This is a genomic window from Pseudomonas sp. Irchel s3f7, from assembly GCF_900187615.1.
Classification (GTDB): Bacteria; Pseudomonadota; Gammaproteobacteria; order Pseudomonadales; family Pseudomonadaceae; genus Aquipseudomonas.
Genome location: NZ_FYDO01000019.1, coordinates 38,066 through 52,461, shown reverse-complemented (window position 1 = coordinate 52,461; position 14,396 = coordinate 38,066). Strand labels below are relative to the sequence as shown.

General features: G+C 60.0%; 15 protein-coding genes. 8 read left to right on the top strand and 7 right to left on the bottom strand.

Translation table 11 applies throughout. The annotated features are described in order from the left end of the window. Window positions 1-18: 18 nt before the first annotated feature. Window positions 19-585, bottom strand: coding sequence for an NAD(P)H nitroreductase (locus CKW19_RS17540; protein ID WP_095058978.1), 567 nt, complete (start codon window positions 583-585; stop codon window positions 19-21). A gap of 120 nt (window positions 586-705) precedes the next feature. Here CKW19_RS17540 and CKW19_RS17535 point away from each other — a divergent pair, with 120 nt between their 5' ends. Next, a complete protein-coding gene (locus CKW19_RS17535) occupies window positions 706-2,160 on the top strand; it encodes a TrkH family potassium uptake protein (RefSeq protein ID WP_095058977.1) in 1,455 nt (484 codons plus the stop codon). Here the strand turns inward: CKW19_RS17535 and CKW19_RS17530 are convergent. Next, window positions 2,117-3,178, bottom strand: coding sequence for an AraC family transcriptional regulator (locus CKW19_RS17530; RefSeq protein ID WP_095058976.1), 1,062 nt, complete (start codon window positions 3,176-3,178; stop codon window positions 2,117-2,119). The two genes, CKW19_RS17535 and CKW19_RS17530, sit on opposite strands and share 44 nt — an antisense overlap. 162 nt (window positions 3,179-3,340) lie before the next feature. On the opposite strand from CKW19_RS17530, the gene CKW19_RS17525 reads away from it, so the two are divergent. Continuing rightward, window positions 3,341-3,652, top strand: coding sequence for a DUF962 domain-containing protein (locus CKW19_RS17525; protein WP_095058975.1), 312 nt, complete (start codon window positions 3,341-3,343; stop codon window positions 3,650-3,652). A gap of 27 nt (window positions 3,653-3,679) precedes the next feature. Continuing rightward, a complete protein-coding gene (locus tag CKW19_RS17520; protein WP_095058974.1) occupies window positions 3,680-4,270 on the top strand; it encodes an HD domain-containing protein in 591 nt (196 codons plus the stop codon). A 34-nt stretch (window positions 4,271-4,304) separates the two neighbouring features. On the opposite strand, the gene CKW19_RS17515 is transcribed toward CKW19_RS17520, so the two are convergent. Then, window positions 4,305-5,120: a UDP-2,3-diacylglucosamine diphosphatase gene (locus CKW19_RS17515; RefSeq protein ID WP_095058973.1), complete on the bottom strand. Its 816-nt coding sequence runs from the start codon at window positions 5,118-5,120 to the stop codon at window positions 4,305-4,307. Window positions 5,121-5,254: 134 nt separating this feature from the next. On the opposite strand from CKW19_RS17515, the gene CKW19_RS17510 reads away from it, so the two are divergent. Together CKW19_RS17510 and CKW19_RS17505 are read left to right on the top strand one after the other, a co-directional pair. After that, window positions 5,255-6,019: an AraC family transcriptional regulator gene (locus tag CKW19_RS17510; RefSeq protein ID WP_095058972.1), complete on the top strand. Its 765-nt coding sequence runs from the start codon at window positions 5,255-5,257 to the stop codon at window positions 6,017-6,019. A 159-nt stretch (window positions 6,020-6,178) separates the two neighbouring features. Beyond that, window positions 6,179-7,072 (top strand): DMT family transporter, encoded by an 894-nt coding sequence (locus tag CKW19_RS17505; protein ID WP_095058971.1) that lies wholly within the window; start codon window positions 6,179-6,181, stop codon window positions 7,070-7,072. Here CKW19_RS17505 and CKW19_RS17500 read toward each other — a convergent pair. The 4 genes from CKW19_RS17500 to recQ all read right to left on the bottom strand — a co-directional run bounded on the left by CKW19_RS17500 (window position 7,066) and on the right by recQ (window position 11,425). Further along, complete coding sequence (locus CKW19_RS17500) at window positions 7,066-7,353, bottom strand: SelT/SelW/SelH family protein (RefSeq protein ID WP_095058970.1); 288 nt, start codon at window positions 7,351-7,353, stop codon at window positions 7,066-7,068. The genes CKW19_RS17505 and CKW19_RS17500 overlap by 7 nt on opposite strands. Window positions 7,354-7,384: 31 nt before the next feature. Further along, window positions 7,385-8,617, bottom strand: a complete 1,233-nt coding sequence (locus tag CKW19_RS17495) for a FimV family protein (RefSeq protein WP_095058969.1) — start codon at window positions 8,615-8,617, stop codon at window positions 7,385-7,387. A gap of 127 nt (window positions 8,618-8,744) precedes the next feature. After that, window positions 8,745-9,179: a MarR family transcriptional regulator gene (locus CKW19_RS17490; RefSeq protein WP_095058968.1), complete on the bottom strand. Its 435-nt coding sequence runs from the start codon at window positions 9,177-9,179 to the stop codon at window positions 8,745-8,747. 119 nt (window positions 9,180-9,298) lie between these two features. Continuing rightward, on the bottom strand, window positions 9,299-11,425 hold the full coding sequence (gene recQ, locus CKW19_RS17485) for a DNA helicase RecQ (protein ID WP_095058967.1): 2,127 nt from the start codon (window positions 11,423-11,425) through the stop codon (window positions 9,299-9,301). A gap of 364 nt (window positions 11,426-11,789) precedes the next feature. Between recQ and CKW19_RS17480 the strand changes: the two genes are divergently transcribed. The 3 genes from CKW19_RS17480 (at window position 11,790) to lapG (ending at window position 14,379) form a co-directional block, all read left to right on the top strand. Continuing rightward, window positions 11,790-12,377: a YecA family protein gene (locus CKW19_RS17480; protein WP_095058966.1), complete on the top strand. Its 588-nt coding sequence runs from the start codon at window positions 11,790-11,792 to the stop codon at window positions 12,375-12,377. A gap of 10 nt (window positions 12,378-12,387) precedes the next feature. Next, the gene (locus tag CKW19_RS17475) at window positions 12,388-12,783 is read left to right on the top strand and encodes a YbaN family protein (RefSeq protein WP_007975274.1); all 396 of its coding nucleotides are present in this window, start codon (window positions 12,388-12,390) and stop codon (window positions 12,781-12,783) included. Window positions 12,784-13,671: 888 nt separating this feature from the next. Then, window positions 13,672-14,379 (top strand): cysteine protease LapG, encoded by a 708-nt coding sequence (gene lapG / locus CKW19_RS17470; protein ID WP_095058965.1) that lies wholly within the window; start codon window positions 13,672-13,674, stop codon window positions 14,377-14,379. Window positions 14,380-14,396: the final 17 nt, after the last annotated feature.

The following is a 14,396-nucleotide window of genomic DNA, read 5'->3' as shown; positions in this document are numbered from 1 at the left end:
GCTGCGATCTGTTGATCTTTAGGCTTTACCGCGCCAGGCGCTGACGAACTCGGCCAGGTCGACCTTCTCGGCCACTCGCGGTTCTTTCTGCGGTGTACCCAGATAAAGGAAAGCAATCACTTCCTCCCCTTCCGCCAATCCCAAACCCTTGGCCACATGCGACGAATACGCCAGGTCACCGGTACGCCATACCGCGCCGATGCCTTGGGCATACGCCGCCAGCAAAATCCCGTGGGCTGCACAACCCGCCGCCAGCAGTTGCTCGGACTTAGGGTATTTGACGTGATCCTGCACGCGAGCAATCACCACGACCACCAACGGTGCCCGCAGCGGACCGTTGCGCGCCTTGTCGATGGCCGCTTCGGTGACTTCGCTGTCCTGCAGTCTTGCCGCTTCGGCGAGCAACTCGCCCATTTGCTCACGTGCCACGCCTTCCACCGTCAGGAAGCGCCAAGGCTGCAAATGGCCGTGGTCCGGTGCCCGCATGGCGGCGCCAAACAGCACTTCACGTTGCTCCGCGGTTGGTGCCGGATCAAGCAGTCGTGGGACGGAAACACGGTTGAGCAAAGCGTCGAGAGCCTGCATCGGCCACCTCCTGAAAAATTTGTGCGGCTATTCTAGCTGTAACTACCACCGCAGTGCGGTTTACATGCCCCGCCTCGCAGGTAGAATGGCGCCCTTCCTTACTTCAGCCGAGCGGACCTCATGGCGTTGCCGACCTTACGGATCATTGGTTTCATCATCGGCATCTTCCTGATCACGCTGGCGATTGCCATGGTCGTGCCCATGGCCACGCTGGTCATCTTTGACCGCACCAGCGACCTGACATCGTTCCTCTGGGCCAGCATGATCACCTTTGTCGCCGGTCTGGCGCTGGTGATTCCGGGGCGTCCCGAGCACATTCACCTGCGCCCGCGGGACATGTACCTGCTGACCGTGAGCAGCTGGCTGGTGGTGTGCATCTTCGCGGCGCTGCCATTCCTGCTGACTCAGCACATCAGCTACACCGACTCCTTCTTTGAAAGCATGTCCGGCATCACCGCCACCGGCGCGACCGTGCTCAACGGCCTGGACACCATGTCCCCCGGCATCCTGATGTGGCGCTCGTTGCTGCACTGGATCGGCGGCATCGGCTTTATCGGCATGGCGGTCGCGATTCTGCCGCTCTTGCGCATTGGTGGCATGCGGCTGTTCCAGACCGAATCGTCGGACCGATCGGAAAAAGTCATGCCCCGCTCGCACATGGTGGCGCGCCTGATCGTGGCAGCCTATGTCGGCATTACCATTTTCGGCAGCCTGGCGTTCTGGTGGGCCGGGATGAGCCCGTTCGACGCGATCAACCACGCGATGTCGGCGATTTCCACCGGCGGTTTCTCCACCTCCGACCAGTCCTTGGCCAAGTGGCCGCAGCCAGCGGTGCATTGGGTGGCGATCGTCATCATGATTCTCGGCGCCCTGCCGTTCACCCTGTATGTCGCGACGTTGCGTGGCAACCGTAAGGCGCTGATCAAGGATCAACAAGTGCAGGGCTTGCTCGGCATGTTGCTGGTGACCTGGCTGGTGCTCGGCACCTGGTACTGGTGGACCACCCAGATGCATTGGCTGGACGCGCTGCGGCACGTGGCGCTGAACGTGACGTCGGTCGTGACCACGACCGGTTTTGCGCTGGGGGACTACAGCCTGTGGGGCAATTTCTCGCTGATGCTGTTCTTTTATCTGGGCTTTGTCGGCGGTTGCTCGGGTTCGACCGCTGGCGGGATCAAGATTTTCCGCTTCCAGGTCGCCTACATCCTGCTCAAGGCCAACCTTAACCAGCTGATTCACCCCCGGGCGGTGATCAAGCAGAAGTACAACGGCCACCGGCTGGACGAAGAGATCGTGCGTTCGATCCTGACGTTTTCGTTCTTCTTTGCCATCACCATCTGTGTGATCGCACTGCTGCTGTCGCTGCTCGGCGTGGACTGGATGACTGCGTTGACCGGCGCGGCCAGCACCGTGTCCGGCGTCGGCCCGGGCTTGGGCGAAACCATCGGCCCGGCAGGCAATTTCGCCACCCTGCCGGACGCCGCCAAGTGGATTCTGTCGGCCGGCATGCTGCTGGGCCGACTGGAAATCATTACTGTGTTTGTGCTGTGTATTCCGGCATTTTGGCGTCATTGATCGCCGCAGGCGCTTGCAATAGCCGCATCCGGTACTCTCCGGGTGTGGCATCGAACCAGCGGCGGAAGGCGCGGAAGAAGTTGCTCGGATCGGCGAACCCCAGCAGATAGGCAATTTCCAGCAAGGTCATGTTCGGTTGCGCCAGATACTGCTCGGCCAATTCGCGTCGGGTATCGTCGAGCAACACCTGGAAACTCGTGCCCTCTTCCTGCAAGCGACGCTGCAAGGTTCGCTGGGACAAATGCAGCGTCTGCGCCACAGTGTCGCGCTTGGGTTCCCCTTGAGGCAACAGACGACACAACACCTGCCGCGCCTTGTGGGTCACGCGGCTTTCCGAAAAGCGCGCCAGGTATTCACCGGCAAAACGATCATGCAGCAACGCCATGGCCTCGTTGGCCGTCGGTAGCGGCGCTTCCATGTCCGAGCGTTCGAAGATCAGCGCATCGTAAGGCGCACTGAACACCAGCGGCGCATGGAAGGCTTGCTTGTACGGTTCCAGGTCGACCGGCTGATCGCCCTGAACCAGCACTTTGCGTGGTTGCAACGTCCGCCCGGTCAGCCAGCCGCACAGGGCCAGCGCACAGGCCAGCGAAGCTTCGGCGCTTTGTCGGGTCGGCGGAAGATGATCGCCGTGCACCGTCAGAATCAGCGCGTAACCTTCGTCCAGCAGCTTGAAACTCAGGTCGGCACTTTCGGCGATGATGCGCTGAAACCGCACCAGGCGCTGGAAGCCTTCGGCCAGGGTCTGGCTGGACATCAAGGCGTAGCCCGCCACGTGAAACTGCGCAGGCCGCACCACTTTGCCCATGTTCAGGCCAATGGCCGGGTTGCCAGATAGCTCGACCGCGCGTTGCCACAGCCGTGTCATGGAATCCTGCGGGAAGCGCGCATCCGGATCATCCAGTGCCGCATAGTCGAGCCCCAGCTGCTTGAACAGCACCCGGCAATCCAGGCCGTCCATCTCCAGCGCTTTGACAATCCCCATCGCCCAGCTTGCAGAGGTCGTTCGTTCGCTCATGGCGTTTTCTGTCTTGGTGAGCCGTCTCGAGGCGGCTGATTGTCGAAGGATAGTAAAGTGGCGCCTATTGTCACTGGCTGATGCCACTGATCACTCTAGACTCAAATAAGCTACCCACAGAACAAGTTGTCATCAGAAACAACAACCACAGAGATCGCAGTCGTGGAAAACATCAAGCGCTTCAACAGCTTCGCTGAGTTCTACCCGTACTACCTCAGCGAACACAGTGACAGTACCTGCCGACGATTGCATTTTATCGGCACAACCCTGGTCATTTTCATTCTCGCGCTGACCATCGGTCGTGGTGCCTGGATGCTGTTGTGGGCCCTGCCCCTGGCGGGTTACAGCTTCGCCTGGGTCGGGCACTTCTTCTTCGAAAAGAATCGTCCTGCGACGTTTCAACATCCCTTTTATAGCCTGCTCGGTGACTTCGTCATGTACCGGGACATGATTCTGGGGCGCGTTCCGTTCTAGTCACACGCCGTCAAAAGAGACCTGCCGATGAATGCCAATGCCCGCTTCACCCACATGAAGGATGGTACCGAAGAAGACTGGGCGATCATCGCCGCAGATTTCAGTGCCTACGCCCGACAATTGCCGACCCGGATTGTGGCGCACCTGAAGTTGCTGGAGGGTGACTTTGGCGGGTTCCCGGTGGATCGCCTCACACACTCCCTGCAAACCGCCACCCGCGCCTGGCGCGATGGCCGCGACGAAGAGTACGTGGTTTGCGCCCTTCTTCACGATATCGGCGACACGCTGGGTTCCTTTAACCACCCGGACATTGCGGCGGCGATCCTCAAGCCATTCGTCAGCGCCGAGTGTTTATGGATGGTGGAGAAACACGGGATTTTCCAGGGTTACTATTTCTTCCATCACCTGGGCATGGACCGGCACCTGCGCGAGCAATTCAAGGACCATCCGCAGTTTCAGGCGACGGCCGAGTTCTGCGCCAAATACGATGCCGCGGCGTTTGATCCGGCGTATGACACGCTGCCGCTGAGCTTCTTCGAGCCGATGATGGAGCGGTTGTTTGCGCAGCCGAAGAACTCGATCTACAAGGCGGCGATGGAAGAACATTCGCCAGCCTGAAGTCAAAAGATCGCAGCCTGCGGCAGCGATCTTTTCAAGCCAGTTCTGCGACTTTCGAAGCTTTCAACTGCGCCTCCCGCGCCTGGGCATCCGCCAACCGATACAACTCGATCGTGCCATCCCAGTGCTCGATCAACGCCGTGCACGACTCCACCCAATCCCCGCAATTGAGGTAATCCACCCCGCCCACCTTGCGGATCTCGGCATGGTGAATGTGCCCGCACACCACGCCGTGCAGCTCGCGCTTGACGCACTCATGGGCGATGGCTTCTTCGAAGTCGCTGATAAAGCTGACCGCGGTTTTGACCTTGTGCTTGAGATACGCCGACAGCGACCAATAACCGTAGCCGTAACGCGCACGCCAATGGTTGAGCCAGCGATTGAGGGTCAGGGTGAATTCGTAGGCCGAGTCGCCGAGGAATGCCAGCCAGCGGTGGTAGCGGGTGATCACATCGAACTGGTCGCCATGGATCACCAGCAGATGCCGGCCATCGGCGGTGACGTGCACGGCTTCATCCACCAACTGGATGTTACCCAGAATCAGCTTTGAATAACGACGCAGGAATTCGTCGTGGTTGCCGGTGACATAAATCACCTCGGTGCCACGCTTGCTCATGGTCAACAAGCGGCGGATCACATTGGTATGCGCCTGGGGCCAATACATGCCACCGCGCAGTTTCCAGCCGTCGATGATGTCGCCGACCAGGTAAACCTTGTCCGCGTGGCAGCCCTTGAGAAACTGCGACAGGTGTTCAGCCTGACAATCGCGGGTGCCCAAATGCACGTCGGAAATCCACAAAGTTCGCACGCGTTGCTTACGGGTAGGTTTGGCGAGCTCGGCGCTGGTCATGGGCAACCCTCTGGCAAGTTTTGGCAAGTTTGCGCCGGACCGGTTAATGGTCCATGACAGCGCCAAGTCAGTCCCATGACAGCGTTTGCAACCCGACTCGGTGTAGACTGGCCGCCTAATCCGGGAGACCTGCGATGAGACCGATCCTCACGCTACGCCAGTACAGCCACGACCTGATCGTTCACAGCCACGAACATGCGCAACTGGTGTTCGGGCTGTCGGGCGCCCTGGATTTCGAGGTCGGCGGCCATGGCAGTCAGGTGGTTCAGCAGAGCTTCGTGGTGATACCGTCCGGCGCGCATCACGCGTGCGGCAGCGCCAATGGCAGCCGTTGCCTGGTGCTGGACGTGCCCAGCGAACAATGGGTGGCCCAGTCGCTGGGGGATCACGCAGATTCCAGTCGGCGCCTGCTCGACAATGCCGGCCGATTGGCACTGGATGCCGGGCAAAGCCAACTGGTCCAGTGGCTCGCGAACAGTCCGGTCGATGATCCGCTGATTGCGCAACAGGGCGCGGTCTTGCTGCTGGCCAGTCTCAACAAGGCCAGAGCCGAAACCGTCGGCGGTCGGCGCCTGCCCTATGCCGCGCTGAATGCGCACATCGATCAGTACGCAGCCTATCCGCTGCAAGTGGCCGACCTGGCCCGCGTGGCCGGGCTCTCCAGCGCTCGTTTGCACGCACGATTCGTGACCGAATGCGGGCAGACGCCGATGGATTACATCCGCAGCCGGCGCCTGCACATCGCCGTGGATCTACTGCGCACCTCAGCGCTGCCCATTGGCGAGATTGCCTGTCGGGTCGGTTACAGCTCGCAGAGTGCGTTTGCGGCGGCGGTGCTCCGGGAGTTCGGCGCATCGCCCGGCAAACTGCGGCGCGAGGCTGGCGACAAAAAACGCTAGTTTGCCGACAGACACCACGGGGCCGCACGGTTCAATGTAGGCGCTGCCAAAGGCTCGGTCCGCGCTCGGGCGATCTTTTGACGTTGTTTTTTTCAAGATCAAGATCAAAAGATCGCAGCCTCCGTCAGCGCCTACATGATTTTACTGTTAAGGATCGCAATGACTCCCCGTACTGCCCTTGGCGCCCTGCATATCGGCGCACTGATGTTTGGCCTGACCGGCGTGTTTGGCAAACTTGCTGCCGCCTCTCCGGCAGTCATCGTTTTTGGTCGTGCCGCCTTCGCCGTGTTGGCCCTGGCGTTTTTTGCCCGGTTCGCCAGCCAGACGCGCTGGCAAAGGCTCGAAGCCGTGGATTGGCGACGCCTGTTGCTCAGTGGTTTGTTGCTGGCCGGGCACTGGGTGAGTTTCTTCATTGCGGTAAAAGTCGCGGGCGTGGCGATTGCGACGCTGGGTTTTGCCAGTTTTCCGGCGTTTACCGTGATCCTCGAAGGGCTGATCTTCCGCGAGCGCATCCGTGCCAACGAGATTTTGCTGGTGGTGCTGGTCAGCGTCGGCCTGGTGCTGGTGACGCCTGATTTTGACCTGGCCAGCGGCGCCACCACCGGCCTGCTGTGGGCGGTGGCTTCCGGTTTGTTGTTCGCCCTGCTGTCACTGACTAACCGCGCCAGCTCCGGACGAATCCCGGCCGTGCAGGCAGCCCTGTGTCAGAACGTGGTAGTCGCCGTGTGCCTGCTGCCGGTCGCCGCACCGCAGTTGAGTGAAGTGCGAGCCCTCGACTGGCTGTGGATCGGTCTGCTCGGCGTGTTCTGCACCGGTGTCGCCCATAGCCTGTTTGTCGCCAGCCTCGCGGTGATCAAGGCGCGCACCGCCGCCGTGGTGTTTGCACTGGAGCCGGTATACGGCATCACCATGGCATGGCTGTTGTTCGATGAAAATCCGACCCTGCGCATGCTGCTCGGCGGCGCCTTGATCATCGTGGCGATCGTGGTGTCCAGCAGACTCTCAGGCGGTTCTCCCAAGAAAGCACCTGTGGCACAGGCCTCGTCTCACTGAGTACGGTCGTTGTGCCCGAGGTCGCGGTCCGGATCGATCTGATCACGCACCCGCTGCTTGAGGACCTTGGCTTCAGGAAAACCACCGTCCGCCTTGCGTTCCCAGATCTGTACATCGTTACAAAAAACATGAAAGACCCCGCCCGTGCCGGGCACCAGGGACACTTTGCCCAGGTCATCACCGAACGTGCTGAGCAGTTCCTGCGCCAGCCACGCTGCACGCAACAGCCACTGGCATTGGGTGCAATAGGTGATGATGATTTCCGGTTTGCTGGCGGTCATGGCGGGCGAAACTCCAAGTCTGAGGACGCCGCTATGATAGCCCGGCTTGCAGCTCCGGAGCTGAACGCTTGAGGTCATCCCGTGGCTGCGGATCGGCCTCCAATACCCACTCCATTGTTGCTTCGTGCTCGCTCAAGGTGACGGGTTTGGCATTTTCGTACGGATTGATCAGCTCCCAACTTGAGTCCATGGTCAGCTGATCAAGGTTTAGCCGAGAGGTGTCGTCGGGCACATCTTCGGGTGGGGCCGCAGCGGCCATCGTTGTCTCAGTGGCCGGGGAGAAATACGTAAGCTGCTGATGCTCCTGATCCGCAGGAGATTCGTAATGCACGGGAGTCGATTGCATCACAGGCTCCTGCCCCCGAAGTTCATCCATCGCCCCCTCGGGCTCGGATTGAGCGCGGCGACGCTGGCGAAGCATCAACCAGCCCAACACCAGCAACGCCGCCATCATTGGATACCGGGCGGCCTGCAGCCAGTCCGTGCCGGGTTCTTCAAGCGCGTCGGGGTTGAGTGGAACCGGCTCGGCTTGCAGACTCTTGAGCGCCAACAATTGCGATTGTTGCTCGGCCAACTGCTTTTGCTGGACAGCAATCTCCTTGTCCTGCCTTTGAAGCTTTGCTGTGAGTTCATCGACAGTGGTTTGCAGCTGTCGGTTTTGCAGGACACTGGCCGCCAGTTGCTCGGCAGCGGGGCCCGTTTCCGGCTCTGACACGAATGATGCAGGCTCGGTTTTCAGCGATGGACTTTTCGTCGCCAGTGGCGCCACGACGGACGGTTCCACGCGGGGGAAGGCAGAAGACGAAGGGCTGAAAACCGGCTCATCCGTGGCGGGAACAATCTCCGGTGAGCCTGGCGGATCGATCAGCACGGTGTATTCACGCACCAATCGACCATTGGGCTGATCGAGTTGCACGAGGAAGTCCAGGAAGGGCTCGTTGACCGGTTTGCTGGAGGTCACCTGGATCAGGCTGCGATTGCCGCGCAGGACCGGGGTGAACGTCAGATGATGGAGGAACGGTGCGCGATCAACCCCGGCGCGGCTGAACTCATCTTCCGTCGCGAGCCTGACCGACAAATCGCCCTCTTCAAGCCCTGAGGCATCCACCAGCGCAATCTCGGCACGCAACGGCTGATTCAGCGCCGAATGCAGGGTGATTTCACCCAGGCCCAACGCAGGTGCCAATGCCGAGTAAGTGACGGCGGCCCCGACCAGAAACAGGCGACCACCACCGCGCAAAACCAACCGCCAACGCTTGAACATGAGCATCCTTTAGATTACGAGAACCGACCCGCACGTATTCGCACATCCGGTACGAACACGATATTGCCAAGTAGTTCTTATAGTCCGCGCAACGCTGTCGCTCAAAAGCCTGACGGTTTGTTATGCCTCAAGATTTTTCAAGGTTGGCCAGAATGTGCCCGTGAACCCGCATGCAGACCTTGAGTTCCGCCTCGTCCACGCCTTCGAACAATTCGAGACGAAGCTGATTGGCAATGGTTTCAATTTGTTCAATCAGGGGAAGCGCCGGAGCGCAGAGGACAATTTTTTTCGCCCGACGGTCTTCCAACACTGCCTGGCGTTGCACCAAGCCCTGCCCTTCGAGGCTGTCAAGCAACCGGGCCAGGGTCGGCCCTTCGACACCAACACTTTGCGCCAGCTCACGTTGGGTCGGCGCGTCTTCAAAACGGGCCAGATGCAGCAACACCAGCCAACGCGCCTGGGACAACCCCAGGCCAGCCAGGCGACGATCCAGTTCGGCACGCCAGCCGCGAGACATCTGCGCCAGTTGCATGCCAAATCGGTGCGGTTCGGTTAACGGCATAAAACACTCATGATTAGACTGAAATAGAGGAAAACTAATTATTAGCCAGCTAATCATGAGCCTTGGAATGAAGCAAGGCTTGTTCCTTGGTGAATCGTTACATCACCTGCATGGATCAATCAAATCTCGAATTCAGACTGCAACGCTGCCCGGACGCAGTACAACACCCCTTCCGGCACCCTGCCGGCAAACAGCGCGGAGATCTCGGAAACCGGCGGCAACTCGCCTTCGCCGTCGAGGAACGCGTCCTGGACTTCGCCCATCAGATCCTCAGGCAGATCCAGCGCCTGTTCGAGCGACAGCTGCTGCTTGCCGATCGCTTCGGCCAGCATGGTGTAGACGTTCTTTTCCGAGCACTGCAACTGACCGGCGATCTGCACCGGCGTCATGCCGGCGCGAGCCAGTGTGATCAGCTCGTGACGCACATCGGCCACCACCTTCGGTGCCTCGACCTGACCGCCGAGCACTTCGAGGAAGGCCTCGCCATAGCGTTCCAGCTTGCGTGCACCGACGCCGCTGACCGTGGCCATTTGTGCCAGCGAAGTCGGTTGGCTGCGCAGCATTTCCAGCAGGGTCGAGTCGGGGAAGATGACGTACGGTGGCACGCCATGTTCTTCGGCGAGTTTGCGACGCAAGGCGCGCAAGGCTTCCCATTGTTCGCGCTCTTCACCACGGACCAGCTGACTCGCCTGGCTCTTGCTGCTCTTGGCTGTGGTTTGTGCCTTGAGGTCGCGGCGCAGCTCCAGGGTCACTTCCCCCTTGAGCAGCGGCCGGCACGAATCGCTCAAGCGCAGACCGCCATACCCTTCATGGTCGACATCGGCCAGCCCGCGAGCCACCAACTGCCGGAACAGCGAGCGCCATTCGCCCTCGGCCCGCGCCTTGCCGACCCCGAACACCGACAGGTGCTGATGGCCGAAACTGCGGACCTTTTCGTTGTCCTTGCCCAACAACACATCCACCAGATGCCCGACGCCATAGCGCTGGCCGGTGCGGTAAATCGCCGAGAGCGCCTGACGCGCCGGTTCGGTGGCGTCCCAGGTCTGCACGCCGTCGACACAGTTGTCGCAATGGCCGCACGGCTCGGGCATGTCTTCGTCGAAGTAGGCCAACAGGGTCTGGCGACGGCAACGGGTTTCCTCGCATAGCGACAGCATCGCATCGAGCTTGTGTTGCTCCAGGCGCTTGTGACGCTCGTCACCTTCGGAGTTCTGCAACATCTGTTTGAGCATCACCACGTCTTGCAGGCCGTAGGCCATCCACGCATCCGCCGGCAGGCCATCACGACCGCCGCGACCGGTTTCCTGGTAATAGGCTTCAAGGGATTTCGGCAAATCAAGGTGAGCGACAAACCGCACGTTCGGTTTATCGATGCCCATGCCGAATGCGACGGTGGCGACCATGATCAGGCCTTCCTCGTTGAGGAAGCGCTTCTGGTTAAAGGCGCGCAGATCGTTCGGCAGACCGGCGTGATACGGCAATGCGGGAAAGCCTTGCTCGCTGAGAAACGCCGCGACTTCCTCGACTTTCTTGCGCGACAGGCAGTAGACGATGCCCGCATCGCTGCGCCGCTCGGCGAGGAACGCCAGCAACTGCTTGCGCGGCTGTTCCTTGGGCACGATGCGATAGAAGATGTTAGGTCGGTCGAAGCTCGACAGAAAGCGCTCGGCATTCTGCAAATGCAGGCGAGTGACGATTTCTTCGCGGGTGCGCTTGTCGGCAGTGGCGGTCAGGGCGATGCGCGGCACATCGGGGAAAATTTCCGCCAACTGGCCCAATTGCAGGTATTCCGGGCGGAAGTCGTGGCCCCATTGCGATACGCAGTGGGCTTCGTCGATGGCGAACAAGGCAATGTTCAGCCCTTGCAGGAACGACAACATGCGCGGCTGGACCAGGCGTTCGGGGGCGAGGTAGAGCATTTTCACCTCTCCGCGCTTGATGCGGGCCGCGAGATCGCGCTGCTGCTCGGCACTCAGCGTGGAGTTCAACGCTGCGGCGGCCACACCCAGTTCTTCGAGGGTGGCAACCTGGTCGTCCATCAACGCGATCAGTGGCGACACCACCACCGCCAGGCCGTCGCGCAGCAGCGCCGGAACCTGGAAGCACAGGGATTTGCCGCCGCCGGTAGGCATCAGGACCAGGGCATCGCCGCCGTTGGCCACGCGCTCAATGATTGCACCCTGGCGACCACGGAAACTGTCGTAGCCGAAGATGTCCTTGAGGACGCGTTGAGCCTGTTCGAGCATAAAAACTCCAAAAATCACCGAAACATCCCTGCAAGGCTGGTTCAGAACACGCGATGCTGCACCGACAAATCGTAAGGGTGCATTGCATGACGCTTCACATTTCAGCCGTGAGACCCGCAGGGCATCACAAAACGCGCGAGTATACCCGAGCGCTGTCCGGCGAAGGGCACCGCTGATAAGTCAAATCTGATCCGGTAGGCGCTGCCGAAGGCTGCGATCTTTTGATTTTGTTTTTCAAGATCAAACGATCGCAGCCTTCGGTAGCTCCTACATTAATAGGGAGGCAAATATGCCGTGCGGCTGGCCCAAGCGCTCAAGAAGGCCTAGAATTCCCGCATCGAACATTCCCCAAGGTAGTCCTTTAATGTCCTTCGCTGAGCAACTAACCCGCCTGCAAGTCTTCCTCGACGCCGACGAACTGCATGACGAGGCGCTGGACTACGTGGCCGCCCACGGCTACCTCACCGCGCTGTCGATCTGTTCCGAGGTCGTTCCCGATCGCGAATGGATCGATGCCCTCTTCGCCGAAGAGCCGCATTACAGCAGCGAAGCCCAGCGCGAAGAAATCGAAGCCACCCTGATCGGTCTCAAAGCGCACATCGCTCGTCAACTGGCCTCCGATGAAGAGTTCGAGTTGCCATGCGATCTGGACCTGGGCGACGACCCGGATGATTCCGACCTGCGCGGCTGGTGCATCGGCTTCATGGAAGGTGTGTTCCTGCGCGAAGCGGCCTGGTTCGAAAGCGCTGAAGAGGAAGTCAGCGAAATGCTGCTGCCGATCATGGTCGGTTCGGGCCTGTTCGACGAACAGCCAGAATTCGAAGACATCGCCAAGGATGCCAACCTGATGGACGACATGATCGTGCAGATCCCGGAAGCCCTGACTGCGCTGTACCTGCTGTGCAACGCACCCGACGAAAAACCGGCAATTCTGAAACCACGTCACCACTAAGGTCCTGCCTATGGACAACCCCATAGGCAACCGCCCCCTGATGTTGCGCTACGTGCTGCTGGCCATCGGCTGGTTGAGCGTAGCGTTGGGGGTCATCGGAATTTTCCTGCCGGTACTGCCCACCACACCTTTCCTCTTGCTGGCGGCCGCCTGTTTCGCCCGCAGCTCGCCGCGTTTCTATCAATGGCTGGTGGAACATCCGCGGCTTGGGCCGTGGATTCGCGACTACCTCGATGGCAATGGCATACCGCTCAAGGGCAAGGTGTATGCCATCGGCCTGATGTGGGCCAGCATTCTGTTTTCCTGCTATCTGGTGCCGTTGCCTTGGGCGCGGGGGTTCATGCTGACCAGTGCGGTGTTGGTGACGATTTATATTCTGCGGCAGAAAACTCTGCGCAAGTCTTGAGATTCTGAGTCGGAGTACATATCCGTTGCTGCGGTCACGGCCGCTATTGGCTCCGCCCTTACGGCGGGTCACTTTCGAAAAGCCGGAGCAACCAAAGCGCGTTGACGTTCCGTGCCCGCGGCGGCCTACCGGCCTGGTTCTGATGCGTCTGTGTTCCCCTGTAGGAGCTGTCGAGTGCAACGAGGCTGCGATCTTTTGACTCTGTTTTTTACAGGCAAGATCAAAAGATCGCAGCCTTCGGCAGTTCCTACGGAGTGATACATCCGCGAAATCAGGTCGACTGGCAGGCCGCCATCGCTGGCAAGCCAGCTCCTACAGTTTTTTGCGTGGCACACAAATTACTCGACTGGCACCAAACCTGTAGGAGCAAGCTTGCTCGCGATGAGGCCAGTGCATCCAACATCGATGTTGACTGTCAGGCCGCCATCGCTGGCAAGCCAGCTCCTACAGTTTTTTGCGTGGCACACAAATTACTCGACTGGCACCAAACCTGTAGGAGCAAGCTTGCTCGCGATGAGGCCAGTGCATCCAACATCGATGCCGACCGACAGGCCGCCATCGCTGGCAAGCCAGCTCCTACAGTTTTTGGCGTGGCACACAAATTACTCGACTGGCACCCAACCTGTAGGAGCAAGCTTGCTCGCGATGAGGCCAGTACATCCAACATCGATGCTGACCGACAGGCCGCCATCGCTGGCAAGCCAGCTCCTACAGTTTTTGCGTCGACCGCAAACTATTCGAACGACACAAAACCTGTAGGAGCAAGCTTGCTCGCGATGAGGCCAGTACATCCAACATCGATGTTGACTGTCAGGCCGCCATCACTCAACCGAGCACTAGTAACAAACACCACCTAGACTTCACCAATCTGCATTCGAGCAGCCCGACATGCCCCGCGGTCCGCGTAGTCCAGGATGGCCAGCGCTCCGACTCCGGTTCGGTGGATGGCTGCTGGCCAGTTTATTACTACTGGCCGCCCTCAACGCCGTCCAGGCCGACTGGAACTTCACCCAAATCCTGCAATCAGCCGAAAAACGCTACGGCCCCCTTGGCCCGGCGCGAGGGCGGATCGAAGCCTGGAGCCAAATGCTGCAAGGCGAACGTGGCGCACCTGAGCGCGAGCAACTCACGGCGGTCAATCGGTTCTTCAACGGGCAACTGAATTTTCAGGACGACACACGCATCTGGAAACAGACCGACTACTGGGCCACGCCGGTCGAAGCCTTGAACAAGGGCGCCGCCGACTGCGAAGACTATGCCCTGGCCAAGTATTTCAGCCTGCGCCAACTCGGCGTGCCCAGCGAAAAACTGCGCATCACCTACGTCAAGGCTTTGAACCAGAACCAGGCACACATGGTGCTGACCTATTACAGCAGCCCCACGGCCGAACCGCTGGTGCTGGACAACCTGATCGGCGACATCCGCCCTGCCTCCCAACGTAAAGACCTGTTGCCGGTGTACGCCTTCAATGCTGAAGGCTTGTACCTGCCTGGCAAGAACGGCGGCCAGCGCAGCAGCGATTCGAAAAAGCTGTCGCGCTGGCAGGATGTGCTGAAAAAGATGCAGGCCGAAGGGTTCGATGTCGGCGACGGTTAGGCGCGACAGCAAGGAGC